General features: G+C 67.6%; 27 protein-coding genes and 1 tRNA gene. 9 read left to right on the top strand and 19 right to left on the bottom strand.

Going from position 1 to position 24,473, the window contains the following annotated elements; genetic code table 11:
- Positions 1-3 precede the first annotated feature (3 nt).
- Positions 4-831 (bottom strand): trehalose-phosphatase, encoded by an 828-nt coding sequence (otsB, locus tag ACZK5N_RS02475; RefSeq protein ID WP_459019893.1) that lies wholly within the window; start codon positions 829-831, stop codon positions 4-6.
- Positions 832-899: 68 nt separating this feature from the next.
- Here otsB and ACZK5N_RS02480 point away from each other — a divergent pair, with 68 nt between their 5' ends.
- The gene (locus ACZK5N_RS02480) at positions 900-2,294 is read left to right on the top strand and encodes an alpha,alpha-trehalose-phosphate synthase (UDP-forming) (protein ID WP_459019894.1); all 1,395 of its coding nucleotides are present in this window, start codon (positions 900-902) and stop codon (positions 2,292-2,294) included.
- Positions 2,295-2,315: 21 nt separating this feature from the next.
- On the opposite strand, the gene ACZK5N_RS02485 is transcribed toward ACZK5N_RS02480, so the two are convergent.
- From ACZK5N_RS02485 to ACZK5N_RS02495, 3 genes are all read right to left on the bottom strand, one after another.
- Positions 2,316-2,573, bottom strand: a complete 258-nt coding sequence (locus tag ACZK5N_RS02485; RefSeq protein ID WP_459019895.1) for a hypothetical protein — start codon at positions 2,571-2,573, stop codon at positions 2,316-2,318.
- A 62-nt stretch (positions 2,574-2,635) separates the two neighbouring features.
- On the bottom strand, positions 2,636-3,223 hold the full coding sequence (locus ACZK5N_RS02490; RefSeq protein ID WP_459019896.1) for a GNAT family N-acetyltransferase: 588 nt from the start codon (positions 3,221-3,223) through the stop codon (positions 2,636-2,638).
- 31 nt (positions 3,224-3,254) lie between these two features.
- Positions 3,255-3,500: a hypothetical protein gene (locus tag ACZK5N_RS02495; protein WP_459019897.1), complete on the bottom strand. Its 246-nt coding sequence runs from the start codon at positions 3,498-3,500 to the stop codon at positions 3,255-3,257.
- A 107-nt stretch (positions 3,501-3,607) separates the two neighbouring features.
- Here ACZK5N_RS02495 and ACZK5N_RS02500 point away from each other — a divergent pair, with 107 nt between their 5' ends.
- The 3 genes from ACZK5N_RS02500 (at position 3,608) to ACZK5N_RS02510 (ending at position 4,741) form a co-directional block, all read left to right on the top strand.
- On the top strand, positions 3,608-3,847 hold the full coding sequence (locus tag ACZK5N_RS02500) for a hypothetical protein (RefSeq protein ID WP_459019898.1): 240 nt from the start codon (positions 3,608-3,610) through the stop codon (positions 3,845-3,847).
- On the top strand, positions 3,826-3,981 hold the full coding sequence (locus ACZK5N_RS02505; protein WP_459019899.1) for a hypothetical protein: 156 nt from the start codon (positions 3,826-3,828) through the stop codon (positions 3,979-3,981). The genes ACZK5N_RS02500 and ACZK5N_RS02505 overlap by 22 nt, the downstream gene beginning before the upstream one ends.
- A 145-nt stretch (positions 3,982-4,126) precedes the next feature.
- Positions 4,127-4,741, top strand: a complete 615-nt coding sequence (locus ACZK5N_RS02510) for a GNAT family N-acetyltransferase (protein WP_459019900.1) — start codon at positions 4,127-4,129, stop codon at positions 4,739-4,741.
- A 160-nt stretch (positions 4,742-4,901) separates the two neighbouring features.
- On the opposite strand, the gene ACZK5N_RS02515 is transcribed toward ACZK5N_RS02510, so the two are convergent.
- Together ACZK5N_RS02515 and ACZK5N_RS02520 are read right to left on the bottom strand one after the other, a co-directional pair.
- Positions 4,902-4,977, bottom strand: a tRNA-Asn gene (locus ACZK5N_RS02515).
- A gap of 86 nt (positions 4,978-5,063) precedes the next feature.
- Positions 5,064-5,555, bottom strand: a complete 492-nt coding sequence (locus ACZK5N_RS02520; RefSeq protein ID WP_459019917.1) for a hypothetical protein — start codon at positions 5,553-5,555, stop codon at positions 5,064-5,066.
- A gap of 106 nt (positions 5,556-5,661) precedes the next feature.
- Here ACZK5N_RS02520 and ACZK5N_RS02525 point away from each other — a divergent pair, with 106 nt between their 5' ends.
- The gene (locus ACZK5N_RS02525; RefSeq protein ID WP_459019918.1) at positions 5,662-6,561 is read left to right on the top strand and encodes a sigma-70 family RNA polymerase sigma factor; all 900 of its coding nucleotides are present in this window, start codon (positions 5,662-5,664) and stop codon (positions 6,559-6,561) included.
- Here ACZK5N_RS02525 and ACZK5N_RS02530 read toward each other — a convergent pair.
- The 13 genes from ACZK5N_RS02530 to ACZK5N_RS02590 form a co-directional block, all read right to left on the bottom strand.
- On the bottom strand, positions 6,467-8,092 hold the full coding sequence (locus tag ACZK5N_RS02530) for a monocarboxylic acid transporter (RefSeq protein WP_459019919.1): 1,626 nt from the start codon (positions 8,090-8,092) through the stop codon (positions 6,467-6,469). The genes ACZK5N_RS02525 and ACZK5N_RS02530 overlap by 95 nt on opposite strands.
- Entirely contained in the window at positions 8,089-8,517 is a 429-nt protein-coding gene (locus ACZK5N_RS02535; RefSeq protein ID WP_459019920.1) for a DUF485 domain-containing protein, read from the bottom strand. Before ACZK5N_RS02535 ends, ACZK5N_RS02530 begins: the two co-directional genes overlap by 4 nt.
- Before the next feature lie 51 nt (positions 8,518-8,568).
- Positions 8,569-10,395 carry a DNA primase gene (dnaG, locus tag ACZK5N_RS02540; protein WP_459019921.1) on the bottom strand — a complete coding sequence of 609 codons (1,827 nt, stop codon included), beginning with the start codon at positions 10,393-10,395 and terminating at the stop codon, positions 8,569-8,571.
- Between the two features lie 22 nt (positions 10,396-10,417).
- Positions 10,418-11,482 carry an HD domain-containing protein gene (locus tag ACZK5N_RS02545; RefSeq protein WP_459020397.1) on the bottom strand — a complete coding sequence of 355 codons (1,065 nt, stop codon included), beginning with the start codon at positions 11,480-11,482 and terminating at the stop codon, positions 10,418-10,420.
- Between the two features lie 62 nt (positions 11,483-11,544).
- Positions 11,545-12,831, bottom strand: coding sequence for a citrate synthase (locus tag ACZK5N_RS02550; RefSeq protein ID WP_459019922.1), 1,287 nt, complete (start codon positions 12,829-12,831; stop codon positions 11,545-11,547).
- An 85-nt stretch (positions 12,832-12,916) separates the two neighbouring features.
- Positions 12,917-13,159 carry a hypothetical protein gene (locus ACZK5N_RS02555; protein WP_459019923.1) on the bottom strand — a complete coding sequence of 81 codons (243 nt, stop codon included), beginning with the start codon at positions 13,157-13,159 and terminating at the stop codon, positions 12,917-12,919.
- A gap of 2 nt (positions 13,160-13,161) precedes the next feature.
- Positions 13,162-14,313: a tRNA dihydrouridine synthase DusB gene (dusB, locus tag ACZK5N_RS02560; RefSeq protein ID WP_459019924.1), complete on the bottom strand. Its 1,152-nt coding sequence runs from the start codon at positions 14,311-14,313 to the stop codon at positions 13,162-13,164.
- Between the two features lie 37 nt (positions 14,314-14,350).
- Positions 14,351-15,427: an ROK family transcriptional regulator gene (locus ACZK5N_RS02565; protein WP_459019925.1), complete on the bottom strand. Its 1,077-nt coding sequence runs from the start codon at positions 15,425-15,427 to the stop codon at positions 14,351-14,353.
- 1 nt (position 15,428) lies between these two features.
- Positions 15,429-17,573, bottom strand: a complete 2,145-nt coding sequence (locus tag ACZK5N_RS02570) for an alpha-galactosidase (RefSeq protein WP_459019926.1) — start codon at positions 17,571-17,573, stop codon at positions 15,429-15,431.
- A 15-nt stretch (positions 17,574-17,588) separates the two neighbouring features.
- A complete protein-coding gene (locus ACZK5N_RS02575; RefSeq protein ID WP_459019927.1) occupies positions 17,589-17,891 on the bottom strand; it encodes an antibiotic biosynthesis monooxygenase family protein in 303 nt (100 codons plus the stop codon).
- A gap of 57 nt (positions 17,892-17,948) precedes the next feature.
- On the bottom strand, positions 17,949-18,854 hold the full coding sequence (locus tag ACZK5N_RS02580) for a carbohydrate ABC transporter permease (RefSeq protein WP_459019928.1): 906 nt from the start codon (positions 18,852-18,854) through the stop codon (positions 17,949-17,951).
- Positions 18,851-19,843, bottom strand: a complete 993-nt coding sequence (locus tag ACZK5N_RS02585) for a carbohydrate ABC transporter permease (RefSeq protein ID WP_459019929.1) — start codon at positions 19,841-19,843, stop codon at positions 18,851-18,853. Before ACZK5N_RS02585 ends, ACZK5N_RS02580 begins: the two co-directional genes overlap by 4 nt.
- An 81-nt stretch (positions 19,844-19,924) precedes the next feature.
- On the bottom strand, positions 19,925-21,238 hold the full coding sequence (locus ACZK5N_RS02590; RefSeq protein ID WP_459019930.1) for an ABC transporter substrate-binding protein: 1,314 nt from the start codon (positions 21,236-21,238) through the stop codon (positions 19,925-19,927).
- Positions 21,239-21,415: 177 nt separating this feature from the next.
- On the opposite strand from ACZK5N_RS02590, the gene ACZK5N_RS02595 reads away from it, so the two are divergent.
- The 4 genes from ACZK5N_RS02595 to ACZK5N_RS02610 are packed head-to-tail and all read left to right on the top strand — an operon-like array spanning position 21,416 to position 24,470.
- Entirely contained in the window at positions 21,416-22,357 is a 942-nt protein-coding gene (locus tag ACZK5N_RS02595) for a metal ABC transporter substrate-binding protein (protein WP_459019931.1), read from the top strand.
- Entirely contained in the window at positions 22,344-23,096 is a 753-nt protein-coding gene (locus ACZK5N_RS02600) for a metal ABC transporter ATP-binding protein (RefSeq protein WP_459019932.1), read from the top strand. The genes ACZK5N_RS02595 and ACZK5N_RS02600 overlap by 14 nt, the downstream gene beginning before the upstream one ends.
- Positions 23,093-24,079 (top strand): metal ABC transporter permease, encoded by a 987-nt coding sequence (locus ACZK5N_RS02605; RefSeq protein WP_459019933.1) that lies wholly within the window; start codon positions 23,093-23,095, stop codon positions 24,077-24,079. The genes ACZK5N_RS02600 and ACZK5N_RS02605 overlap by 4 nt, the downstream gene beginning before the upstream one ends.
- Positions 24,066-24,470 carry a Fur family transcriptional regulator gene (locus tag ACZK5N_RS02610; protein WP_459019934.1) on the top strand — a complete coding sequence of 135 codons (405 nt, stop codon included), beginning with the start codon at positions 24,066-24,068 and terminating at the stop codon, positions 24,468-24,470. The genes ACZK5N_RS02605 and ACZK5N_RS02610 overlap by 14 nt, the downstream gene beginning before the upstream one ends.
- Positions 24,471-24,473: the final 3 nt, after the last annotated feature.

Consider the following 24,473-nt stretch of genomic DNA (forward strand, 5'->3'; position numbering starts at 1 on the left):
GGATCAACCGATGTGGCGCGCCACGGCCGCCAACCACGCGGCGACACCCGCCGGGCCGCTTGCCACCACATCCGCGTCGTCGGTCAGCGCAGGCATCTCGTGTGATCCGCTGACCACGTTGCACGTGACGAGTCCGTCGGCCCGCAGGTCCCGCAGGAGATCGAACGCCGGGAGATCTCCCAGATCATCACCGCACATCGCGACCACCGTGGCGCCCGTCTCCTCGATGAGGGAGCGCAGCGCGTCACCCTTGGACATAGACGAGGCCCTCAGCTCCAACACGAGCTTGCCTGGCTCCAGCACCAGTGCGTTCGCCTCCGCGATCTCGGCGACGAGGGGTTTGAGCGCGGCATAGGCGGCCGTGGGGTCAGGACAACGCCGTACATGTACACCCAGCGCGCGGCCCTTGTCCTCCAGGTGCACGCCGGGCAGCCCCAGATCCGCCAGCGCCCGCTCGATCTGCACTTTCGCCACCGCGACGCTCTGCGGGTTCTCCGAAGGAGTCTCGACGCCAGTGCGGGCATCCCATCGTTCGGTGCCGTACTGCCCCAGCACGATCAGAGTGTCCAGCCCCGCCCGGCGCTGCAGCTGCCCGAGATCGCGTACCGTCGCCACCGGGCGCCCGGTGATGATCGCCACCTGGCCCACCTTGGGTCCCAGGTCTGCCAGCGACGCGGCCGCGTCCGGGTGCAGCGACGAGGTGCCCGGGTCGTCCACGATGGAGGCGAGGGTGCCGTCGAAGTCCATCGCCACCAGCACGCTGCCGGGTGTGGCGGCGGCGGCCTCAAGGAAATCGTGGGCTGCCTGTGTCTTCGCGTGCCAGGAGGTCATGGCCCCACTCTGCCACGCGGTGGGGCCATGACAAGTCGGTAGGGTGGGGTGACAACCAGGAGGAACCAATGCCGCACCTTGCCAGCTTTGTCGTCGTCGCGAACAGGCTCCCAGTTGATCGGGTCACCGCGCCCGACGGGACGGTGGATTGGCGCACATCGCCAGGTGGGCTGGTCACGGCGCTCGAGCCGGTCATGCGGCAGAAGGGCGGGGCCTGGATCGGCTGGCACGGCGCCGCGGACGAGACGGTGGCACCTTTCGACCACGACGGCTACTCAGTCGTCCCCGTTCCGCTGAGCTCGACGGAGTATGAGGAGTACTACGAGGGCTTCTCCAACGCCACGCTCTGGCCGCTGTTCCACGACACCATCGCCTTCCCGGAGTTCCATCGCGAATGGTGGGACGCCTACGTGACGGTGAACGAGCGGTTCGCTCAGGCAGCGGCGGAGGTTGCGGAGCAGGGCGCCACCGTGTGGGTCCAGGACTATCAACTGCAGCTCGTCCCCCAGCTGCTGCGGGCCATGCGCCCGGACCTGAAGATCGGATTCTTCCTGCACATCCCGTTTCCACCCGGCGAGATCTACTCGCAGCTCCCGTGGCGCAAGGAGATCCTCGAGGGCCTGTTGGGCGCAGACCTCATCGGCTTCCAGGTGCCCGGCGGCGCGGCCAATTTCCTGCGGCTGGTACGTCGACTCACCACCCACAAGGTCGAGCGTGACCGGGTCCGGGTCAACGCGGGCCACTTCAGCGTGGCACGGGCCTACCCCATCTCCATCGACACACAGGGATTCTCCGACCTGGCACGCTCGCCAGAGGTCGTCGCCGAGGCCGAGGCTCTGCTCGACGAACTCGGTCACCCCAAGCTGGTGTTCCTCGGGGTTGACCGGCTGGACTACACCAAGGGCCTGCGTCAGCGGGTGCGCGCCATGGGAGAGCTGTTCGAGGAGGGCAAGCTCGACCCGGCGGACGTGGTGTTCGTCCAGGTGGCCACCCCGTCACGCGAACGCGTCGAGGAATACAAGCGTCTGCGCGACGACATCGATCAGCTCGTTGGCCGGATCAACTCAGAGGTGGGTGGGGTGGGGCGCCCCGCGATCGTGTACCGGCACTCCGGGTTCCCCCGGGCGACGATGGCCGCCATGTACCGCATCGCCGACGTGATGGTGGTCACTCCGCTGCGCGACGGCATGAACCTCGTGGCGAAGGAGTACGTGGCCTGTCATCCCAACACCAGCGGAGCGCTGGTCCTCAGCGAGTTTGCGGGCGCGGCGCTCGAGCTCAAGCAGGCCTACCTCGTCAACCCCTATGACCTCAACGGCATGAAGGCGGTCCTGATGCAGGCGGCGACGGACCCCGTGCGATCGAGGCAGCGCCGCATGCGTGCGCTCAAGAAGCAGGTGGAGACCCACACCATCGACGACTGGGCCAACGCCTTCCTCGGGGACCTGGCGGACCTGGGCTGAGAGGCCGACCTGTGCAGTCCGTCAGCGCTGGACGGCGCGGCAGTCGTGGCCGCGCAGGGGGCCGCCGAGCACCGCGCTCATGTAGCACACGTCGAAGAGGCCCGCGGTCAACGGCAACACCCCCCACGCCAGGGAGGCCTTGCCGGCGGCACGACGACGGGCGATGAGGCCGGCCACCATGAAGCCGGTCCCTGCCGTCGTGCGGAAGATCCGGCCCGCCGGGCTGTTGATCCACCGGCCGAACGGTGATCTGTTTAGCGAATCCGCAGTGGTACCCATTCACGCATCGTAGGCACCTTCTGAAGCCCATGCACGATGCGCTGACAGCCCGTCCCTCCCGGTCATCTGTCGAGAAGGTGACGAAGGTGTCGACGGACGGCGGGCCAGTCGCCGTCGGTGATCGAGTACTGGGCAGTATCGGTCACCTCGCCCGTACGCAGGATCCGGTCGTTGCGGAGTCGCCCCTCGTACACCGCCCCGAGTCGTTCGATGGCCCGCCGAGACTGGTGGTTGAACCAGGTCGCCCGGAAGGCCACTCGACGGCATCCCCACTGGTCGAAGGCCTGAGCCAGCATCAGCAACTTCGCCTCGGTGTTCGTGCCGGTGCGCTGCGCGGACGCAGCCTGCCACGTGTAGCCGATCTCCACCGCGGGCACCGCGGGCAGCGGAGAACAGAATGTGGTCACTCCGATCAGCTGGCCGTCAGCCTGTCGTCGGATCGCGAACGGCAGCATCGCTCCGCGCTCCGCCTGCCGCCGCTTGGCTGCGACGTCTGCAGCCACTGCGTCGGGTGCGGGGGCGGAGGTGTACCAGAGGTCGTGGATGCGGCCGTCCTCCACCGCCTGACGGAGTCCTCCGACGTGCTCATCCGTGAGCGGCTCCAAGGTGATCAGGCGGCCGGTGAGAGTCGTGGACTCAAGGAAATTCATGGCCACATGCCTACCACTGAGTGGCGACATTTCAGGCGCCTGCCCGGCGCGTCATCTCTTCGGCAATCCAGCGCGCGGTGTCCCGGGTGCACGCTCCAGGCTCGCTGAAGCTCACGGCAAAGACGCCTGTGATCTCAGTCACTTTCGGGACGCCGTGCAGCGCGAGGATCGCATCGGCCTCCGCCGCGTACTCACCCTGTGGAGCGCCGCCGGCGATGAGCCCTACCGGGTCCGCCTCAGCCAGGATCTTGATGAGCTCGTCCCGGGTGATGGTCATGGCCACAGCCTAGGAGATGGACCCTCTTCGCGTCTCCCCGCCTCGTCGCGTCCGCAACTCCTGCCTGCGCGGCACCTGCGTGCGTGGGGTTCGCTACGTTGGGGTCCATGGGAACGGGCGAGGCCGAGCGCACCCCCGAGGAGTTCTTCCATGGCTTTCCCGATGGGCTCAAACTGTACGCAGCCGTGGAGGAGGCCGTTCGTGACATCGGTGAGGCGTCCATCAGGGTGACTAAGAGCCAGATCGCCTTCTGGCGCCGCAAGGGCTTCGTCTACCTCTGGCGTCCGGGACAGTACGTCAAGAGCGACGTGCCCGCAGTGCTGTCGTGGTCCTGCCCTATGAGGTGACCTCCCCCCGGATCAAGCAGGTCGCCCACCCCTCCAGAAATGTGTGGGTCCACCACATGGAGCTCCACGACATCAATGAGATCGACGATGAGCTCCGCGGCTGGCTGGTCGAGGCCTTCGGCAATGCGAGCTGACAGCGCCCCACGCAGCGCAAGGTCAGCACCTTCCGGACGACGGGTGCGGCGGAGAGTGTGATCGCCGAGAAGTCCTTGCCTGTGAAGGCCGGCCTCGTCGCTGCATGGGTACCGGTGCCGCTCGTTGTGGGCTAGCGTCGCCTGCATGGCGACGATGGATCCGGGGCCAACGACGATCGCGCCCCTTACCGTGGAGACTTGGGACCTGTTCGCGGCCCTTGTCGAGAGGCACAACGGCATCTTCAGTGGATGCTGGTGCGTCTGGTTCCACCCCGACTGCGAGGAACGCAACAAGAGTTACGACCGCAACCGCGCACTGAAGCAGCAACTGGTCGCGAAGGGCGTTGCGCACGCCGCGCTCGTCGTCCGCGACGGGGACGACGGCCAGGAGGCAATCGCCTGGGCCGAGTACGGCACACCCGTGGAACTCCCGAACATCCACCACCGCAAGCAGTACCTGGCTGATCTGAGAGCCGAGGCCGAGGACGAACCGGACTACCGGATCACCTGCATCTTCGTCGACAAGCGCTTCCGCCGTCACGGGTTGGTGACCGTCGCGCTCCAAGGTGCACTCGACCTGATCGCGCAGGCAGGCGGCGGTGTGGTCGAGGGTTACCCTCACATGCCCGGAGAAAGGAAGACGTCGTCCTCGTTCCTCTACAACGGCACCCGGGCGGTCTACGAGCGCGCGGGGTTCGCCTTCGTCCGGCCCAAAGGGCTGAAGAACACGGTTATGCGCCGCGCCGTCGAGCCTGCCTGAGCACCACCAGGAGGAAGCCGCTCAGCGCGCACTCGTCGACGCGGAGGCGCTCGCTCTGTCCGCCTTCGACGGAGAGTGATCTAGGTTCCCGAAGTTGCCAGCTCGCAACGAAGAAAGCCGCCTCGACCAGTGTTTCGCTTAGTCAAAGCGGCCTTCGAATTGGCTCCCCGGACTGGACTCGAACCAGTAACCCTTCGATTAACAGTCGAATGCTCTGCCAATTGAGCTACCAGGGATTGGTGGACTATCCACGCGAAAAAGAACGTTAGCAGATCAATCCGGGCCGTGCGAATCCGAGCGTCCCACAGCCCAGGGGCTCCCGTCAGAAGTACTCAGCCGCCAATCGGTCCGTCTCCGCGACCACCGCGGCGCGGGTGGCGGGGTCATCCAGGTCCGCTCCTCCGGATGGAACCGCATACCAATGGAGCTTGGGATCGTGCCCTAGGCTCCTTCGGCCGACGATCTGCACCTGGCCTCTGCTACCGTCCACGACGCTCTGCACGACGGTGGACGCCTGCACCCGTTCCTGGAACAGTTCCGGAAGTCGGCCTGGCTCCGTGAGTTGCGCCTCGAACCTCTCCCCCTCGACGGTCCGCCAACGGAATGTGCCGGATTCCCCCAGCCATGACCCACTGCCGACCTCTTCCCAGCCCCAGATCCGCCACGTGTCGCCGATGCGGCGCGCCAGGGCGGATCGTGTGCCGACCAGCACCACCCCCTCGCCGACGCCGTGCGCCAGCACGTCAGCGCGGTGGCCGAGTGCCTCATCGAGCCCCTCAAGGATGGCAGGGTCGAGCCGATTGAACAGTTCCATGGCTCCATTGTGCTCCGTGTGGATAAGAAGTGTTGTCCGTTCGAAGTTGTCCACAGCAGCCCTCAGAGACCGCGACCGCGAGCCCTCAGGACGTAAGGCTGAGGCCATGGACTTCAACGCTCTGCAACTGCCCGACGTCTGGTTCGAGCCCGGCGATGACTTCGAGTGCGCCAAAGCTGTCGAGGCAGGGATGTACGCCTCATTTCTCGTTCAGCGCAACGGCCCGGATCCCGAGCTCGAATCATTGGTGGCCTTAGGCATGGACGCACGGGACCGGCTCTGGGCCTTGGGTTTGAAGGTCGCGATGCAGCAGGCCAGACGCGTCGCCGCCGCCCACGGGCTCCCGCCCGAGGACCTGTTCCAGGACGGCTGCGTGGCCGTGGCCGAGGCGATTCGACGATACGACCACACCAGGGCGGTACGGTTCAGCACGTTCGTCTTCGAGTTCGTCTTCAGGGCACTGACCGAGGGCGCCCGCCACCGGGTGGGTCGCCCCACGTCGACGCGGGCGGACCGCCGGGCCGCACGTCTCGCCGGGGAGGAACGCGACAGGCAGGGCGCCGCCGGCAAGACCATCGGCATCGCCGAGGCCGCGGCAGCCGCCGGAGTCTCCGCCCAGGCGGTGAGCAGGGCGATGGTCAGGACTGTCAGCCTCGACGATGTGCTCAGCGCGGACCCGGCGGCCGAGGCCGGCTTCGCCCGGGTGGACTCCCCCGGGCTCGCCTTCCTCGAACTGCTGTCCCCGCGGCACCGTCGTGTCCTCGAGCATCGATTCGGTCTCAACGGAGAGGCGCTCACACTGGCCGAGACGGCGCGGGCCATGAACGCCTCGGCCTCCACTGTTCACCGTTGGGAGCGTGAGGCGGTGGCCCGGGCCCGCTCGCTGTTGGACAGCGAGCGGACCGCGGGAATCAGTGCGAGATCGCCTCGCCAGCCCCTGCCCCCGTCATGGACCGCACCTCCATCTCGATCGCGAACTCCTCGTCCCCGCGCTGCGGCGAGGTGACCGTCCCCAGCCACCCCGCGAAGAACGCCAGCGGCACGCTCACGAGGGCCGGGTTGTCCAGCGGGAACCACGCAAAGTTCACCGACTCACCGAACATCGACGACGGCGAACCGGAGATGGCCGGAGAGAAGATGATGAGCAGCGTGGCGGAGATGAGGCCGGTGTAGATGGACCACACAGACCCGCGGGTGTTGAACCTCTTCCAGTACAGCGTGTAGAGGATCGACGGCAGGTTGGCCGAGGCCGCGACCGCGAACGCCAGCGAAATCAGGAACGCGATGTTCTGCCCGTTCGCCGCGATCCCGCCGAGGATGGCGAGCACCCCGACCACCACGGACGTGTAGCGTGCCACGCGCACCTCCTGCGCGGGATCGGCCTTCCCGTCCTTGAGGATGGAGTTGTACACGTCGTGCGCAAACGATGCGGAGGCGGTGATGGTGAGCCCCGCCACGACCGCCAGGATCGTGGCGAACGCCACCCCCGAGATCACGCCCATGAAGATCTCGCCACCCAGGTTGAGGGCCAGCAGCGGCGCCGCCGAGTTGGCTCCACCAGGAGCCGCCAGGATCTCCTGCTGACCCACGAGCTTGGCCGCACCCAGGCCGAGCACCAGGGTGAAGAGGAAGAACACCCCCACCAGGATGATCGCCCACACTGCGGACTTACGTGCCTCCTTGGCCGTCGGGACGGTGTAGAAGCGCATGAGCACGTGCGGCAGACCGGAGGGTCCTGCGATGAGCGCCAGTGACAGCGACAGGAACGACAGTTTCGTCCAGTCCGTGGCTCCGTATCGCCCCATCGGCTCGAGCAGGTCCTTGCCGGTGCCTGTCGCGGGATCGAGGGCGGCCTGCTGAGCTGCGAGGGCCAGCGTGTCGAGGTTGAATCCGTCACCCATCAGCACCAGGAACGTCATGACCGCCGCGCCGCTGACCAGCAGCACCGCCTTGATCATCTGCACCCAGGTGGTGCCCTTCATGCCACCGATGAGCACGTAGACGATCATGAGCACGCCCACCAGGGCGATGACGAGGCTCTGCATGTTGCGGTCCGACACGCCGAGCAGGAGCGCCACGAGGCCGCCTGCGCCTGCCATCTGAGCGAGCAGGTAGACCAACGAGATCACCAGCGTCGACGTGGCCGCGGCCGTCCGGACCGGCTTCTGGTTCATCCTGAAGCTGAGCACGTCGGCCATCGTGTACTTGCCGGTGTTGCGCATGGGCTCGGCGACGAGGTAGAGCGCAATGAGCAGGGCCACGAAGAAGCCGACGGAGTACAGCAGGCCGTCGTAGCCGTACAGGGCGATGGCACCGGTGACCCCGAGGAACGCCGCTGCGGAGAGGTAGTCGCCGGTGATCGCCAAGCCGTTCTGCCTGCCGGAGAACTTGGCACCCCCGGTGTAGAAGTCCGAGGCCTTGGTCTTCTGCCGGCTCACGGTGATGACCACCGCCAGGGTTGCCGCGACGAAGACGGCGAACACGGCGATGTTGATGAGCGGGTTGCCGTACTGGGAGGTGTCGAGCAGCGAGATCATGCCGCACCCTCGTTCACGATGCGCTCCTTGATGCGGGCGGACAGCGGGTCGAGGCGCCGATTGGCGTAGTTGACGTAGACAGCCGTCCAGATCCACACCACCGCGAACTGGAACAGCCCCAGCATGATCCCGGTGTTGAGGCCGCTCATCCCGAGGAACGGGGAGGCCATGAAGTTCACCGCGTAGATGGACAGCACGACGTAGACGAAGTATGAGAGGACTCCGGCGATCGTCATCGGAAAAGCGAAACGGCGAAAGCTGGAACGCAGCTCACGGTAATCGGCGGTCTGGGAGACCTCGACGAACACAGCTCTGGAATCGACTGGATTCAACGGATCGACGGTACGGCCTTGGGACATGCTTCTCCTGAAGGTCGGCGAGACCACAGTGTCTCGACATGAAGAAACTTTAGGCTCACGGGACATGACAATGCAATCCCGGAGTTTGTCACCACCCGCAGGGCCACCGACGCCGGCTCAGCCCAGGCCGACGGCCTGCAGTTGCTTGCGGCGCATCTCCAGCTCGGTCAGCTTCGCGAACTGGGTCCGGTGACCGGAGGGATCCTTGACCGGGTCGGTGCGCTGCAGCCGCGACTTCAGGTCGGCGATCTGCCGCGTGACCCTCGCCAGACGCAGCCGCGCCGTGTGGACCAGGGAATACGACTCGTCCGCCTCCCGGAGCAGCGGCTCGACGATGAGCGCGACCAACAGCTGCCGCACCAGGTCTGTGGGCGCCTCAGAGCGCAGCCTGTCTGTCCATCCGTCCCCGAACTCCACCGACGCCAGCAGGCGGAACACCGCGGCGTAGCCGGGGTGGGTGAAGTCCTCGGGCTCCACCGAATTCCAGCCCGCGTCGAACGTGGTGGGGTACTGCACCATGAGTTTGAGGGTGTCACGCTCCAGACGCAACGACGGATCGCTCGGGTTGGGCCACGCCGGATCGGCCGCCGGTCTCCCGTCGCCCTCCGGGACCTCGACCGGAGCGCCCCGATGCCGCGACCGCGCCGCCTCGCTGCGCACCTCGTCGAGGTCCATGCCGAGCACCCCCGCCAGCTCGCGCAGGTACTGGCTCACCAGGGACTGGTCCCGGATCGAGCCGACCAGCTCCGCCCCCTCCCGAGCGGCCGCCAGCCTCCCGTCCGCGCGGTCCAGGTCGTGACTCTTGGCGATGTTGGACATCACGAACCGGTACAGCGGGATGCGCCGGGCCACCAGTTCGCGCACTGCGGCCTCCCCCTGCTGGAGCCGGAGATCACAAGGGTCCAGACCGGTGGGCTCGACGGCCACGTAGGTCTGGGTGATGAAGTTCTGATCCCCCTTGAAGACCTTCAACGCCGCGGCCTGACCCGCCTTGTCGCCGTCGAAGGTGAAGATGACCTCACCGTGCAACCCGTCCTGGGTACCCATGAGCCGCTGCAGCAGGCGCGCGTGATCGTCCCCGAACGCGGTGCCGCAGGAGGCCACCGCCGTTTCGACGCCCGACATGTGCGCCGCCATGACGTCGGTGTAGCCCTCGACGATCACCGCCTGCGCCCGTCTGCCGATCTCGCGACGGGCCAGGTCGAGGCCGTACAGCACGTGGGATTTCTTGTACACCGGCGACTCCGGCGTGTTGATGTACTTGGCCGGAAGCCTGTCGTCGTCGTAGATGCGACGCGCACCGAACCCCAGCACCGCCTGGGCGGAGTCGCGGATCGGCCACAGCACGCGCCCCACGAAGAAGTCACGGCCTCCGTGGCGCGTCAGCCCTGCGGCCTGGAGCACCTCGTCGGTGAATCCCTGCGCCCGGAGGGTCTGCCGGAGCGCGCCTCCGTGCCGCGGCGCGTATCCGACGCGGAATGTGGCGGCCACCTCGCGGTCGAAGCCGCGACTGTGCAGGAACTGACGCGCCTCGATAGCCTCGGCCGATTCCAGCTGGGCCGCGAAGAACTGCTGCGCGGCCTCGTTGGCCTCGAGGATCCGCTTCCGTAGCCCGGGGACCTGCCCGGGAGCACCGTCGTCCTCGACCCGCAGCACAATGCCGGCGCGGTCCGCGAGCACCTGAACGGCCTCGGTGAACGACAGGTTCTGCTGCTTCTGCAGGAAGGTGATCACGTCCCCGCCCTCGCCGCAGCCGAAACAGTAGAAGAATCCGCGCGACGGGGTGACGGTGAACGATGGAGTCTTTTCGTCATGGAAGGGACACAGACCCTTCATCGACCCACCGCCCGCGTTGCGCAGGGCCACGTAGCCGCCCACGACGTCGTCGATGCGGCAGCGCTCGCGAACGGAGGCAATGTCCTCATCGTTGATCCGGCCCGCCACGGGGCCACTGTACTAGCAGCCCTTACGCGCCCCTGCCGATACCCCGGGGCAGCTTCCGGGGATCCCAGCCGAGGCGCATGCGCGCCTGCTCGAAGGCGAACCGGTCCGTCATCCCGCCCACGTAGGTCACGGCCCCGCGGATGAGATCCTGAGCACGGTATTCCTCTGGAAGGGCATCCGGAGTGGCGAGGTAGAACTCCACCAGGTCCGTCAGCACACGGACCACGGTGACGGACTGGGCCACCGATTCTGGGCGGGTGTAGATCCGCTCGTAGTTGAACCGGCGGAGCTCGCCCAGCGCCTCGGCGGTGACCGGGTCCATGCCCACGACGCCGGTGCTGGCGGTGGTCTCGATCACAGCGGTGATGAAGGTGGCCAACTGTTGGCGGCGGGTCACGCCTGCCACCTCGCGCACCACGGCCGGCAGCTCCGACAGCGTCACGATCCCGGCCGCTACCGCGTCCTCGAGGTCGTGGGCGCAGTACGCGATCCGGTCCGCCCAGGACACGATCTCGCCCTCGATGGTGGCCGGCGCGGGCCGCGACCACGAGTGGTTGCGGATGCCGTCGAGCGTCTGGCGCGTGAGATTCAGATCGGCCAGAACCACGTCCGCACCCCAGGGCCCGTGGTCGTAGCCGCCGTCGACGAACTGGTCGAAGGCATCCTCCGACGCATGGCCTCCGGGACCGTGCCCGCAGTCGTGACCGAGCGCGACGGCGTCCGCCAGCGTCACGTTCGCCCCGATCCCCCGCGCCATGGCCACGGCGGCCTGCGCCACCTCGAGCGCATGCGTGAGCCGGGTCCGTTGGTGGTCCGTCGGGTAGACCACGACCTGGGTCTTTCCCGCCAGCCGCCTGAACGCCGCGGAGTGCACGATGCGGTCACGGTCGCGCTCGAAGCAGGTGCGGAAGGGATCCGGTTCCTCCCCCCTGGAGCGTTCGCCCGCCCCGACGGCGTAGGAGGCCTCAGGGATCAGCGTGAGCCTCTCGTGCTCCTCACGCTCGGTCCGGCCACGGCTCTGACGGGCATCCGCCCGGGCCGTGGTCCCGGCGTGGGCGGTGATGACGTCGTCTCCGTGCCCATGCATGGTCCGGGCCCAGAGTGCGGTGCGAGGTAGCGGTGTGTCCATCACCTCTCACCGTAGCCGCCTCAGCGCTCGGCGCGCGGCACCCACCCCGACAGCGGCTTGCCGACGTACACCTGGCGCGGGCGGTAGATCCGCTGCCGCGGATTGTCGGTGACCTCCTTCCAGTGCGCCACCCATCCGGGCGTCCGGCCGATGGCGAACATCACCGTGAACATGTCCAAGGGGATGCCGATGGCGCGCAGGATGATGCCCGAGTAGAAATCGACGTTGGGATACAGCCGCCGGGAGGCGAAGTAGTCATCGCTCAGGGCGGCCTGCTCCACCTCGCGGGCGATGTCCAGCAGCGGGTCGGTGACGTGCATGGCGTTGAGGAGGTCGTGGGCGGCCTTCTTGAGGATCTTCGCCCGCGGGTCGAAGTTGCGGTAGACGCGGTGGCCGAAGCCCATCAGCTTCACCCCGGAGGACCGGTCCTTGACCCGGGCCAGATACTGCTGGGGCGTGGTGCCGCTCGCCTGCATGTACTCGAGCATCTCGATGACGCCCATGTTCGCCCCACCGTGCAGCCTTCCCCACAGCGCGTTCACGCCGGCCGAGACCGCCGAGTACATGTTGGCCCCGGAGGAGGCCACCATGCGCACCGTCGAGGTGGAGCAGTTCTGTTCGTGGTCCGCGTGCAGGACGAGGAACATGTTGAGCGCGTGTGCCACCTCGGGCGTCGGCTCGTAATCGCGGTAGGGAACCGAGAACATCATGTGCAGGAAGTTCTCGGCGTAGGAGAGGTCGTAGCGCGGGTAGGCGATGGGCTGCCCGATGTGTGACTTGTACGACGCCGCGGCGATGGTGCGCGTCTTCGCGATGAGGCCGGCCGCCGCGTACTTGAACTGCTGCGCGTCGGTGAACTGGCTCTCGGTCATCTCATGGGTCTGCAGCGCGTTGATCATCGCCGAGAGGATCGCCATGGGGTGGGCGTTGGCAGGGAAACCATCGAAGTGCTTGCGCATGTCGCGGTGCAGCGCGGCGTTCTCCGTGAGAAGGAGCCGGAACTCCGCCCGCTCCTGCTCGTCCGGCAGTTCACCGAAAATCAGGAGTTCGGCCGTCTCGATGAAGCTCGACCGCTCGGCAAGGTCCTCGATCGGGATGCCCCGGTAGCGGAGAATCCCCTTCTCGCCGTCGATGAATGTGATGGCGGACTGGCAGGAGCCGGTGTTGCCGTAGCCGTCGTCCAGCGTGATGGTGCCTGTGCTGGAGCGCAGCGAGGAGATGTCGATCGCCCGCTCCCCCTCGGTGCCGGTGATGAGGGGGAGAACGTGGCTCACCCCGTCGATGATGATCGTTGCCGTTTCACCCATGGAACCTCCTGGGGCCGGGCCGGCCGTGAACGGTCCGGCGTTTGCCTCACAATAACGAGGAGCCAGGGACGCAGCCGGGGTGGGGCTACTTTCGAGTCTGAGCGCGCCCGAGGAAAAGCATCGCCACCCCCATGACCGCGATACCGAAGGCGGTGCTGCCCACCCGTTCCCAGTCGAGCGACTCCGCGCCGCTGGTGGTGGACTGGAAGTAGGCGCTGACGAACAGGACGGCCACAGCGAGCAGCGCCACAGCCCTGCCCGCCTGAGCCCAGAGCGGCAGCTTCTTCCTCGGTTGGTTCTTCTCGGGTCCGTTGCCCTGCTCTGACATTCTCATCCTCCGCTCACGCCGATCTCGGCGTCAGATAGGTCCAGCTCACACCCGGAGGTGTCGTCGTACCAACCGTAGGGCACCACCACCTTGCCCCGCGGCGAACCCTGCCGCCCGCGGGGAGTGCCCAGCTCCGTGACGGGGAACTCGGCGTCGTGGTCCAGCTGCGCCACCAGGTCCCGCAGTTCGGCCAGCGTCGACACCATGGCGAAGCGGCGCCTCAGTTCCCCCACCGGATAGCCCTTGAAGTACCAGGCCATGTGCTTGCGCAGGTCCGTGAGTCCGTGGCGCTCCCCTACGTATCCCACCAGCAGCTCCGCGTGGCGCGTCAGCATGAGGCCCACCTCCCCGAGCGTGGGGCGGTGCCGCAACTCTCCTCCCGTGAACGCGGCGGCCAGGTCACCGAACAGCCAGGGCCGGCCCAGGCAACCGCGACCCACCACCACACCCGCGCAGCCGGTCTCGTCCATCATCCGCAGCGCGTCCTCGGCCTCCCAGATGTCCCCGTTCCCGAGGACGGGGATGTCCACCGCCCTGACCAGCTCCGCGATCCGTGCCCAGACGGCCTCACCCGAGTACGCCTGCTGCACGGTGCGGCCGTGCAGGGCGATGGCCGCGGCCCCCTCCTCCTGGGCGATCCGCCCGGCGTCGAGGAAGGTCACGTGGTCGTCGTCGATGCCGATCCGGGTCTTGATGGTGACCGGCACCCCGAACTCGTCGGCCGCCCGGACCGTCTCCCGGACGATCGACCGGAACCGGTCCCGCTTGTACGGCAGCACGCCTCCGCCGCCCTTACGGGTGACCTTGGGCACCGGGCAGCCGAAATTGAGGTCGATGTGCGCCACGCCGTGGTCCCGGGCGAGGATCCGGGCGGCGTCGGCCATCACGCCGGGGTCCACGCCGTAGAGCTGAACCGAGCGGGTGGTCTCGCCCGGGTCGAACTGCAGCATGTCGCGCGTCTTGGAGTCCCCCACCACCAGTCCCCGGGAGGTGATCATCTCGCAGACGTACAGGCCGGCGCCCTGCTCGCGGCAGAGCTGCCGGTAGGCGGCGTTGGTGACCCCGGCCATCGGCGCGAGGACCACGGGAAGGTCCACGACGACGGCGTCGCGGCGGCTGGGCGCGTGGAGACGCAGTGGCGTGATGTGGGGCATGGGGCTCCTGGGTTCGACGGCGACCCCCCAGCCTACGTCAGGACGGCGCTGTGAACCGCAGCCTGATCGCCGCGACCGCCGCGCCACGGGCGAAATCGTGGAAGTCGAGCGGCGCGAGAACCAGGTCCGGCACGTGGAGGTCCTCGCGCCAGTCGCGGGAGAGAACCTCCCGGACGAGGTCGAGGGAGCCGCCCACGAGGTCGATGCCCTCGCCGGTGATGAGGATCCGTTCCGGGGCGAAGGCGATGGCGGCCGCCCGCACGATCCACCCGAGCGCGGTCACGGCGTCCTCGACGGCCGGCACCGCCTCCGGTGCATCGAGAGCCTCGCCGAACGTGAGGGGCCGCCCTGCCGCGACACTGGCGGCCTCGGTCACGGCCTCCATCGACAGCACGTCACCGAAGACGCGACCATCGGGCAGCCACAGCCGCCCGAGGATCGCGGCCGCGCCCTGCCTGCCGAGCAGCAACTGGTCGTCGACCACGGCACCGCATCCCACACCCAGCCCGAACGTGACCACCGCGAAGTGGGTCAGACCCCGGCCGGCCCCGAACCAGTGCTGGAACAGGGTCAACCCGTCGATGTCGTTGGCGGTGGCACAGTCCTTCCCCGTGAGGTGGGTGAGACGGTGCGCCAGGTTTCCCCCGCCGGGCCAGCCCAGCATCCGGGTGGCGTGCAGCACCCCGTCGGGCCCGACGGAGGCGGGCAGGCACACCCCCACGGCGGACACCCCGGGGAATGTCCCGACGACCCGGGCCAGCCCTTGGGCTGTCGACTCGAGTGTCGCGGTGTCGAGGTCGAGTTCCTCCGAGTGGTGGACCTCCCCGGCCAGTCCCGTCTCCACCACCCAGGCGTGGCCGGGCACGATCTTGACGCCGAGGAACCGCGCGGCCTCGTCGATGATCCGCAGCGGCAGGGGTGGCCGGCCGATGTCCAGGGCCGACGGGGGCCCCTGCTCCAGCACACCGGTTTCGATCAACGGCTTGGTGATCCTGGTCAGCGACCCGGACGACAGACCGAGCATCCGGGCCACCTCCGCCCGCGAAATCGGCCCGTGGCGCAGCACCGCCAGAGCAACGCTCCGGGTGGTGGGGTCCAGGGGCCAGGGGCTCATGTCAGACCCGGTCGAGTTCGAAGAGCACCGCGGTGTCCGGCTGCATCTGCGGCGCGCGGATACCGACATTGATCAGGACGTCGCCTGGCAGCACGAGCGGAGACCCCGACGCCTCCCATGCGACGACGTGGATGGGAGGCACGAGCTGCCTGTCGATGACACTCACCCGGTAGGTTGCCGACGGGTCCAGGCCTGGAAACTGGAGCTTGCCCAGGCTCACCACGGGCGAGACGCTCAACAGTGACAGCGAGAAGATGGCCTTCTGGCGTGTCACGACGCCCTTGAAGTAGCACTGAGGCTCGCGCATGTCGACACGGATCTGGCGACCGGCCAGCAGTACGTGGCGGTTCTCCTTGTACCAGTCGATCCACCACCGCAGCTGAGCGAGTTCCTCCTCCGACGCCTGGGCGAGGTCCCACTCGATCCCGAGGTGTCCGAAGACCGCCGTGGCGGCCCGGAAGTTGATGTCGTGCCAGCGCGCGGTGGAGTGGGAGCGGCCGGAGGCGATGTGGCTGCCCTGGAACTCCGGCGGCAGCAGTTGGCTGGTCCAGGGGAGCATGCGCTGGCGCTCCTGAGGATCGATGACGTCCGAGACCCACACCCGCTCCACACGGCGCATGACCTCCAGGTCGACACGGGCGCCGCCTGAACTGCAGGACTCGAATTCGACTCCCCTGTGACGTTCCCTCAGCGCGTCCAGCAGCCGGTAGTAGGCCTGCGTCTGGGCGTGCACGGCCGGCGTGCCGTGGGGGGCCGTGCCCGCGTCGATCAGATCCCGGTTGTGGTCCCACTTCACGTAGTCGATCCGGTACTCGCCGAGGATGGCGTCCATCTGCGCGAACACGTGATTCCAGGCACCCTCGATCGAGAGATTGAGTACGTGCTGCTGGCGCGCCTCGACGGGCAGGCGCCCCGCGGGCTGCATGATCCAGTCCGGGTGTGCGCGGGCGAGGTCGGAGTCGAGATTGACCATCTCCGGCTCGAACCAGAGGCCGAACTCCATACCCAGGTCCTTGACGCGGTCCACGAGCGGGTGCAGGCCTTGGGGCCAGATGTCGGCGGCCACCACCCAGTCTCCCAGCCCGGCCGTGTCGTCGCGGCGGGATCCGAACCAGCCGTCGTCGAGGACGAACCGCTCCACCCCCAGCGCCGCGGCGCGTTCGGCCAGGTCGAGGAGCCGTGGGGTGTCGTGGTCGAAGTAGACGGCCTCCCAGACGTTGAGCGTGACGGGCCTGTCGCTCGAGGGCGCGTGGGGCAGGCTGCGCAGGTGGCTGTGGAAGCGGTCGGCCTGACGGTCCAGCCCGTCGGCATAGTTGAAGAAGAGTTCGGGCGTGGCATAGCTGTCGTCGCGGCCCAGGACCACCTCTCCGGGCAGGAGCAGCTCGCCGCCGGTCAGCACCTGTTGGCCGATGAAGTCGCGTTCGGCCACGTGCAGGTGATTGCCGCTCCAGGCGGTGTGCACCGACCAGACCTCGCCGCCGCGGAAACCGAAGCCTGGCACACCCGCGTGGAGCACGTAGGCGGAATCGGCTCCGGTGCGACCATGACGACCCTCGCGCCGATGCTGACCGACGGTGAACTCACGGCGCTGCGGGAAGCGCTCCACCCCCCACCGTCCGGCGAAGTCGAAGAGCTCGGAGGCCTTGCTGGGCACGGGCAGCCCGAGCGTGAACTCGTCCAGGAGGTAGGCGTCGTCATCCACGTTGGTGACGGTGCCGCGCAGGACGACCAGGCCCTCGGGCGTCAGCTGTAGCGTCAGGACCAGGCTCAGCCTGGACGCCTCGGACTCCGCGCGGAACTCCACGGTGCAGGGCCCTGACGTGACCAGTTCGCCCGCCGGATCGGAGTCCACGAGGACCTCGTTGACCCGCCAGTCGGGGGTCCAGTCGCGGCCGGACCGGGATCCGACGAGCCCGGGACGGCCTGCCCAGCCGTAGCGCCCCTCGAGCAGGATGCCGAAGCGCGGCGGCAGGTCCGGGTTGTTGGGTCCCACCTGGAAGACGTCCGCCAACGCCAGCGCGTCGAACTCCTCGGCGGAGAGCGGTCCGATGGCCGGGCCCCAGTGGACGACCTCCGGCAACCGCGAATCGTCGACCCGCACGGCGACCGAGACGCCGTCGGCGGTGAGCAGCAGGCGGGTGTGCATGATGAAGTCTCCTGGTCAGTGTGTGCCGCGGGGCACGTTGGCGCCGAGTTCGTCTACCGGCAGGAAGGCGCTCGGCTCGTCGATCGCCCTCGACAACAGCGGGGTGAGGATCATCTTGGCGTCGTATCCGTTGAAGGACCGCCGGTAGTCGCCGACGTTGACCCAGCGCCCCACGATCGCGAAGAGGTCCGGGTCGTCGAGATTGCGGACCAGGTCGATGCCGAGGCAGCCGGGGCGCTGGGCCCACCAAGCCACGACGGCCCGGGCTTCATCGATGAAGCCTGGGCCGGGGGCGGAGAAGCGGGTGAGGACGATCACGATGGTGAAGGCTACCCCCGGGCCGGCGGGCCGGCGCGACCCGGGGGTGTAAACCGATCAGCCCTTGACCGCGCCGGAGGTGAGGCCTCGGACGAAGTACCGCTGCAGGGCGAAGAACACCACGAGCGGGAGCAGCATGGAGATGAAGGCGCCTGCGGTCAGCAGGTGCCAGTTCTCACCTCGGGTGCCCAGAACTCCGGCGAGCGCGATCGTGAGGACCGCGTTCTCGCCCTGGCCGAGGAAGATCAGCGCCACCAGCAGGTCGTTCCACACCCAGAGGAACTGGAAGATCGCGAACGAGGCCAGCGCCGGCATCGACATGGGGATGATCAGCCGCCAGAACGTCTGCCAGTGGGAGGCGCCGTCGATCTCCGCCGATTCCACCACCGACTTGGGCAGGGACGCCATGTAGTTGCGCAGGATGTAGACCGCCAGCGGCATGCCGAAGCCGGTGTGGGCCAGCCAGACAGTGGCGAACTGCCCGTTGATGCCGAGCTGCTGGAAGATGATCGACAGGGGGACGAAGGACACCGAGTTCGGCACCACGAGGAGGCCGACGATGACGATGAACAGCACGTCACGACCCTTGAATTCCATGAACGTGAAGACGTAGGCGGCGAAGGCCGCGATGAGGATCGGGATGATCGTCGCCGGGATGGCCACCGTCATGGAGTTGATGAACGCCTCGCCGAAGGGGGTGGCGCCCGTGGTCATGACCTCGCTGTAGTTGTCGATCGTCATTTGGGTGGGGTTGGCGAAGACGTTCCACCAGCCGTTGGTGTTGGCCTCGGAACGCGGGCGCAGCGAGGTGATGAAGAGGCCGATGGTCGGGATGAGCCACAGCAGGCAGAGGATGACCACTGCCGACTCGATCAGCCAGAGGAACTTCCCCGAGCCTACGGAACGCGCCACCTCCTCGCCACGCTTGATCTTGACCTGCTTCGGGGGGACTACGACGCTCATGAGTTCGCCTCCTGGAGCCGGAACTGGCGGACCTGGTACACCAGGACCGGGATGATGGCGATGATGAGAATCACGACGATGGCCGAGGCCGTGCCGGGATCACCGTTGCGGAACAGCGACGCGTAGAACGCGTTGCCCAGCACGTTGGTGTTGTAGTTACCGTTGGTCATCGCGTAGACGATGTCGAAGATCTTCATGACACCGATGAGCACCGTGATGAACACCGTGATGACCGTGGGCCATGCCTGCGGGAGGATGATCCGCCAGAAGATGGCCCCCTCGGAGGCGCCGTCGATGCGGCCCGCCTCGATGGTGTCCTCCGGCACGCCCTTGAGTGCGGCCGACAGCAGCACCATGGCGAAGCCCACCTGGGTCCAGATGTAGACCGCCATCAGCAAAAAGGTGTTGAACCGTGCGGTGTCCATCTGCAGCCACGTCTGGGGCGAGCCCCCCAGAGAGACCACGATCTGGTTGAGCAGACCCACCTGCGATGAGCCCTCGGGGCGCCAGGCGTAGACGAGGTTCCAGATGGTGGAGGCGCCCACCATCGAGATCGCCATGGGCAGGAAGATGATGGACTTGGCGGTCTTCTCCGCCATCGGCTTGAGCTTGTCCACCAACACGGCCACCAGCAGCCCTGCCGCGACGATGGCGGCGGGGGCGACGATGATCCACAGCACGTTGTTGATCAGCGTGTTGAGGAAGCGGGGATCGCTGAAGAGACGCGAGTAGTTGTCGAAGCCGACGAACTCCAGCAGCCGGCCGTTACGGCCACGGCGGAAGCTCGAGGTCACGGTCTCGACAGCGGGATAGAGGAGGAAGATGCCGATCGCGGCGTAGGCCGGCAACAGCAGCGCATAGGGCTTGAGGCGGAGTTCCCACTTCTTCGGGAGAAGCTCGCACGCCTTGTTCAACAGCCAGAACAGCGCCACCGCACCCAGCACACCCACCACGACCGCGCCGAGCGCGAGGCCGAGCTTTTCGTACATGAAGTTGCTCCTGAGGGGTGAGGTCGGCGGTGGTCCGAGGTTTCCCGGGCCACCGCCTACACGGATTCGAAGGGGCGCCGATCAGCTCGCGGGCCAGCTGGCGTCGATCGCCTGCAGCGTGGCGTCGAGATCGGTGCGACCGCTGGTGAAGTCCACCATGCCGGTCCAGAAGCTGCCGGAGCCGACTGCGCCGGGCATCTGGTCCGAACCGTCGAAGCGGAACACCGACGAGTCGGCCACGGAGGCCGCGACGTCCTTGAGCACCTGGTTGGGGTACTTCTCCGCATCGAAGGTCTTCAGGGGCGACAACCACGCGCCGGTGTTGACCTGGGCGTCGCCGAATTCGGGATCGGTCGTCATGAAGGCCATGGTCTTCATGACGTTCGAGTCGTTCTTGGTGAACGCCGCCGCGAGGTCGCCACCACCGAGAACGGGGCTTTCACCCGAGACGCTCGGGGTCACGAACATGCCGACGACGGTGTCCAGTTGGGCGAAGATGTCGTCAGGGAAGAAACCCTTCTGCGTGATGAAGTTGCCCTGCTTACCGAGGTAGCACTTCGGCTCGGGATCGAACATCGGGTTGAGCGCGGTGGCGAAGGCGTTGGAGGAGGAATTCTGGATTCCGCCGTACACGTTGCCCTCGGTCATGAGGACCTCTTCGTAGATGGCGTAGGCCTCGCGGATCTCTGGGCTGTCGAACTTGATCTCGCCGCTGACCCACTGGTCGTAGACCTCGGTGCCGCCGGTCTGCAGCACGTAGTCCTCGATCCAGTCGGTGGCGGGCCAGCCGGTGGCCGAACCGGACTCCATGCCGTAGCAGAGGGGGGCCACACCGTCGGCCTTGATCTGGTCGATCAGGGCGAGCAGGTCATCGTGGGTCTCGGGGACCGTGTAGCCGGCCTCCTCGAAGGCGGGCTTGTTGTACCAGTAGAACGACTTGCCGTTCATGGCCATCGGTGCGCCGTAGACGACATCGTCGACGGTGGCGGCATCGAGGAAGCCGGGGATGATGTCCTCCTGCAGCTGATCGAGGTCCACCTGCGTGCCGAGCTCGGCGAGCTCGCCTTCCTCTGCCAGTGCCTTGAGGATGCCTGGCTGGGGGAAGATCGCGATGTCCGGCGCGTTGCCGGACTGGACCTTCGAGTTGATCTGGACTTCGAACTCGTTGGACTGGATCCAGTCGAACGTGATGCCGTTGGCCTCGCCCCAGGTGTCCATGTCCGACTGGAAGGCTGTCGACTGGTCACCGGAGAACGCGTACATGATCTGGATGGTCTCCTTGGCGGTTGCCTCACCCACGGATTCGGACGCGTCGGGCGTGGTGCCGCCGAGGCATCCGGTAGCCAGCAGGCTCACGGCCGCGAGGCCGGAGACCAGGGAAATCTTCTTGCGCATTTCAGTTCGCTCCTTTGCGATGGAGATGACTGCCGCTCGACGATCGCTGTCAAGCGCGCTCCTGTCGCGATCGTGCCACCTCGGCTTGCCGCTGTCTTTACTTTCGTGGGGAAGTTATCAAACCGTGACATGCGCTGCGACTTGACCGCGACACCCCCCTAATTGATAATGGTTCTCATGAATAGCAAGCTCTGCATCGCCGCCCTGGCCGCCGGCCTCGCCATGGCTGCGACGGCCTGCAGCCCGACGACAGGCGCCCCGCAGGCGATCCCGCACGTCGTGGCCGCCTTCTACCCACTCGAGTGGGCCAGCTCGGCCGTCCTGGACGACCGGGGCTCTGTCACGACGCTGACCATGCCCGGCACCGAGGCCCACGACACGGAGCTGTCCCCGCAGCAGATCGCCTCGCTGGCCGACGCGGACCTCGTCATCTACCTGGGCGGTTTCCAGCCTGCCGTCGACGAGGCCATCGAACAATCGGGGGCCCCCACGGTGCTCGACGTCGCCGAGCTGGTCGACCTGCTGCCGGTGGCAGAGGAGCATGACCATGACGAAGCGGCAGCGGAACACACCGCGGACGACGGACATGATCACGGCGATCTCGACCCGCACTTCTGGCTCGACCCCAGCCGCATGGCGGCCCTCGTGAGCGGAATCGGCGACCGGCTGGCGGAGATCGACCCTGACAACGCCGACGCCTACGCCGCCAACGCGGCAGCCGGGGCCTCGTCACTGATGGACCTCGACGCCGAACTCGCGTCCGGCCTGCAGCAATGCGAGCGTCGCGAGTTCATCACGACACACTCCGCCTTCCACTATCTGGCAACCCGCTACGAGCTGGTCGAGATCGGCATCTCGGGCGTGAATCCGGACGCCGAGCCGTCGCCCGCGCGGATCAGGGAGATCCAGGACGAGGCCGTGGCGCACGGGGTGAGCACCATCTTCTTCGAGACGCTGACCTCCGACGCCGTCGCCAGTTCGATCGCAGGCGACCTCGGCCTCGCGACCGCCGTCCTCGACCCCCTCGAAGGGGTGACGGACAACTCCCCCGGCACGGATTACCCTTCGATCATGCGCGCCAATCTCACCGCTCTCGCCGCCGCCAATGACTGCCGCTGACCCGCTGCGCGCCGAGGGGCTCTACGTCTCCCTCGGCGGAATGCCCATCCTGCGTGACGTATCCCTGTCCGTGGCGGCCGGCGAGGCCGTCGCTCTCCTGGGCGGCAACGGCTCCGGGAAGTCCACCCTCGTGCGCACGCTGCTCGGCCTGGTGCCCCACCAGGAGGGCAGCGTCGAGCTGTTCGGGACGCCCCTCGAGGGGTTCCGGGACTGGTCACGCCTCGGATACGTGCCGCAGCATTCGGCGGTGGCCGTGGCGAACGCCACCGTGCGGGAGATCGCCGCCTCCGGGCGCCTCGCCCACCGCAGGGCATTCCAGTGGTTGGGCCGCCAGGACAAGCTCGCCCTGGAACGGGCCCTCACCCTGGTGGGCCTGGACGACAGGGCCGGATGGCCGTTCAGCGCCCTCTCGGGAGGGCAGCAGCAGCGGGTGCTGATCGCCCGGGCGCTCGCCACCAACCCGGAGCTCCTCATCATGGACGAGCCCCTCGCGGGCGTGGACCTGCACAGCCAGGCCGGTCTTGCCGAACTCCTGGCCCGCCTCGGCGACGAAGGCCTGGCGCTGTTGGTGGTGCTGCATGAACTGGGGCCGATGGAGTCCGTCCTGCACCGCTCCGTCACCCTGTGCGACGGGCGGGTCGTCGACGCTGAACGTCCCGGTGCCCACGAGTGCGGGCCCCCCAGGACCCCGCGGTCCGTCGTCGGCCTCGCCGACCCCATCGCGGGAGCCCTGCGATGATCGACGCCCTCGGCCTTCCGTTCATGCAGCGCGCGCTGATCGCCGCCGTGCTGAGCGGCCTCATCGCCCCCGCCATCGGCACCTTCATCGTGCAGCGCCGGATGAGCCTGCTCGGCGACGGGCTCGGCCACGTGGCCATCATGGGTGTCGGTCTCGCCCTGATGACCGGCTGGGCGCCGTTGCCCGTCGCGTTGGTCACGTGTGTGGCAGGAGCCGTCATCGTCGAGATGCTCCGCCAGCACGGCAAGGCGTCCGGAGACCTCGGCCTGGCCATCCTGTTCTACGGGGGCCTCGCCTCCGGCGTCCTCATGGCCGGGATCGCAGGCCAGGGCGCGGGCGGGCTCTCGTCCTTCCTGTTCGGCTCCCTCACCTCAGTGAGCGAGGCTGACGTGTGGGTGATCGTCGCGCTCGCCGTCGTGATCCTCGCCCTGACCATCGGCCTCGCGCCGCGACTGTTCGCCGTCTCGGTCGACGAGGACTACTCGCGCGTCCTCGGCATCAGGGTGCGCGCCCTCAACCTGCTGGTCGTGGTGCTGGCCGCGGTGACGGTCACGATCTCGATGCGGACCGTCGGCTTGTTGCTGATCAGCGCGCTGATGGTGATCCCGGTGGCCACCGCGCAACAGACGTTCGTCGGCTTCACCACCTCATTCTTCGGCGCCATGGGGTTGGGCGCACTCGCCGCAGTCGGCGGCACCGTCGGCTCGCTCTACCTGGACACCGCCACCGGGGCCACCATCGTGATCACCGCGATCCTGCTTCTGGCCCTCTCCTGGGTGTTCGGCCGGTGGCTGCGGGGGGCCGCGAGGTTCATCCCCTACGTCGAGGATCACGGAGGCCACACCCACCACCCGGCAGAGGGCCACGACGACGAGTACGCGCACACGCAGGGGGTGAGGGTGATCCAGCACGGCGACCACCTGGACTACGTCCACGACGGGCACCGCCATGCCCGGCATGGAGATCACTATGACGAGCACTAGGTCCACACCCACGCGCCAGACGTGGCAGCGCGCGGCTGTACGGGACCTGCTCGAGGGCGCCGAGGAGTTCCGCACCGCTCAACAACTCCACGACCAGCTGCGCGAGGTGGGCGCCAAGGTGGGCCTGGCGACGGTGTACCGGGCGCTGCAGGCCATGGCGGAGGCCGGCGAGGTGGATGTCCTGCGCACGCCGGATGGCGAGTCCTCCTATCGGCGGTGCTCCTCCGGTCACCACCATCACCTGGTCTGCCGCGCCTGTGGCTTCTCGCTGGAGATCGCCGCGGAGGAGGTCGAGGCCTGGGCGGCCAGCGTGGCCCAGGCCAACGGCTTCACCGAGGTGGTCCATGAGGTGGAGGTGTTCGGGCTCTGCGGGGCCTGCTCGTCGGACTGAGCG

This window comes from Tessaracoccus pujii, from assembly GCF_055326215.1.

What these genes read in the sequence shown, in the direction of transcription:
- otsB (WP_459019893.1), bottom strand. Translation starts at nt 831, where the DNA reads ATGACCTCCTGGCACGCGAAGACACAGGCAGCCCACGATTTCCTTGAG.
- ACZK5N_RS02480 (WP_459019894.1), top strand. Translation starts at nt 900, where the DNA reads ATGCCGCACCTTGCCAGCTTTGTCGTCGTCGCGAACAGGCTCCCAGTT.
- ACZK5N_RS02485 (WP_459019895.1), bottom strand. Translation starts at nt 2,573, where the DNA reads ATGGGTACCACTGCGGATTCGCTAAACAGATCACCGTTCGGCCGGTGG.
- ACZK5N_RS02490 (WP_459019896.1), bottom strand. Translation starts at nt 3,223, where the DNA reads ATGAATTTCCTTGAGTCCACGACTCTCACCGGCCGCCTGATCACCTTG.
- ACZK5N_RS02495 (WP_459019897.1), bottom strand. Translation starts at nt 3,500, where the DNA reads ATGACCATCACCCGGGACGAGCTCATCAAGATCCTGGCTGAGGCGGAC.
- ACZK5N_RS02500 (WP_459019898.1), top strand. Translation starts at nt 3,608, where the DNA reads ATGGGAACGGGCGAGGCCGAGCGCACCCCCGAGGAGTTCTTCCATGGC.
- ACZK5N_RS02510 (WP_459019900.1), top strand. Translation starts at nt 4,127, where the DNA reads ATGGCGACGATGGATCCGGGGCCAACGACGATCGCGCCCCTTACCGTG.
- ACZK5N_RS02520 (WP_459019917.1), bottom strand. Translation starts at nt 5,555, where the DNA reads ATGGAACTGTTCAATCGGCTCGACCCTGCCATCCTTGAGGGGCTCGAT.
- ACZK5N_RS02525 (WP_459019918.1), top strand. Translation starts at nt 5,662, where the DNA reads ATGGACTTCAACGCTCTGCAACTGCCCGACGTCTGGTTCGAGCCCGGC.
- ACZK5N_RS02530 (WP_459019919.1), bottom strand. Translation starts at nt 8,092, where the DNA reads ATGATCTCGCTGCTCGACACCTCCCAGTACGGCAACCCGCTCATCAAC.
- ACZK5N_RS02535 (WP_459019920.1), bottom strand. Translation starts at nt 8,517, where the DNA reads ATGTCCCGTGAGCCTAAAGTTTCTTCATGTCGAGACACTGTGGTCTCG.
- ACZK5N_RS02545 (WP_459020397.1), bottom strand. Translation starts at nt 11,482, where the DNA reads ATGCATGGGCACGGAGACGACGTCATCACCGCCCACGCCGGGACCACG.
- ACZK5N_RS02550 (WP_459019922.1), bottom strand. Translation starts at nt 12,831, where the DNA reads ATGGGTGAAACGGCAACGATCATCATCGACGGGGTGAGCCACGTTCTC.
- ACZK5N_RS02555 (WP_459019923.1), bottom strand. Translation starts at nt 13,159, where the DNA reads ATGTCAGAGCAGGGCAACGGACCCGAGAAGAACCAACCGAGGAAGAAG.
- dusB (WP_459019924.1), bottom strand. Translation starts at nt 14,313, where the DNA reads ATGCCCCACATCACGCCACTGCGTCTCCACGCGCCCAGCCGCCGCGAC.
- ACZK5N_RS02565 (WP_459019925.1), bottom strand. Translation starts at nt 15,427, where the DNA reads ATGAGCCCCTGGCCCCTGGACCCCACCACCCGGAGCGTTGCTCTGGCG.
- ACZK5N_RS02570 (WP_459019926.1), bottom strand. Translation starts at nt 17,573, where the DNA reads ATGCACACCCGCCTGCTGCTCACCGCCGACGGCGTCTCGGTCGCCGTG.
- ACZK5N_RS02580 (WP_459019928.1), bottom strand. Translation starts at nt 18,854, where the DNA reads ATGAGCGTCGTAGTCCCCCCGAAGCAGGTCAAGATCAAGCGTGGCGAG.
- ACZK5N_RS02585 (WP_459019929.1), bottom strand. Translation starts at nt 19,843, where the DNA reads ATGTACGAAAAGCTCGGCCTCGCGCTCGGCGCGGTCGTGGTGGGTGTG.
- ACZK5N_RS02590 (WP_459019930.1), bottom strand. Translation starts at nt 21,238, where the DNA reads ATGCGCAAGAAGATTTCCCTGGTCTCCGGCCTCGCGGCCGTGAGCCTG.
- ACZK5N_RS02595 (WP_459019931.1), top strand. Translation starts at nt 21,416, where the DNA reads ATGAATAGCAAGCTCTGCATCGCCGCCCTGGCCGCCGGCCTCGCCATG.
- ACZK5N_RS02600 (WP_459019932.1), top strand. Translation starts at nt 22,344, where the DNA reads ATGACTGCCGCTGACCCGCTGCGCGCCGAGGGGCTCTACGTCTCCCTC.
- ACZK5N_RS02605 (WP_459019933.1), top strand. Translation starts at nt 23,093, where the DNA reads ATGATCGACGCCCTCGGCCTTCCGTTCATGCAGCGCGCGCTGATCGCC.
- ACZK5N_RS02610 (WP_459019934.1), top strand. Translation starts at nt 24,066, where the DNA reads ATGACGAGCACTAGGTCCACACCCACGCGCCAGACGTGGCAGCGCGCG.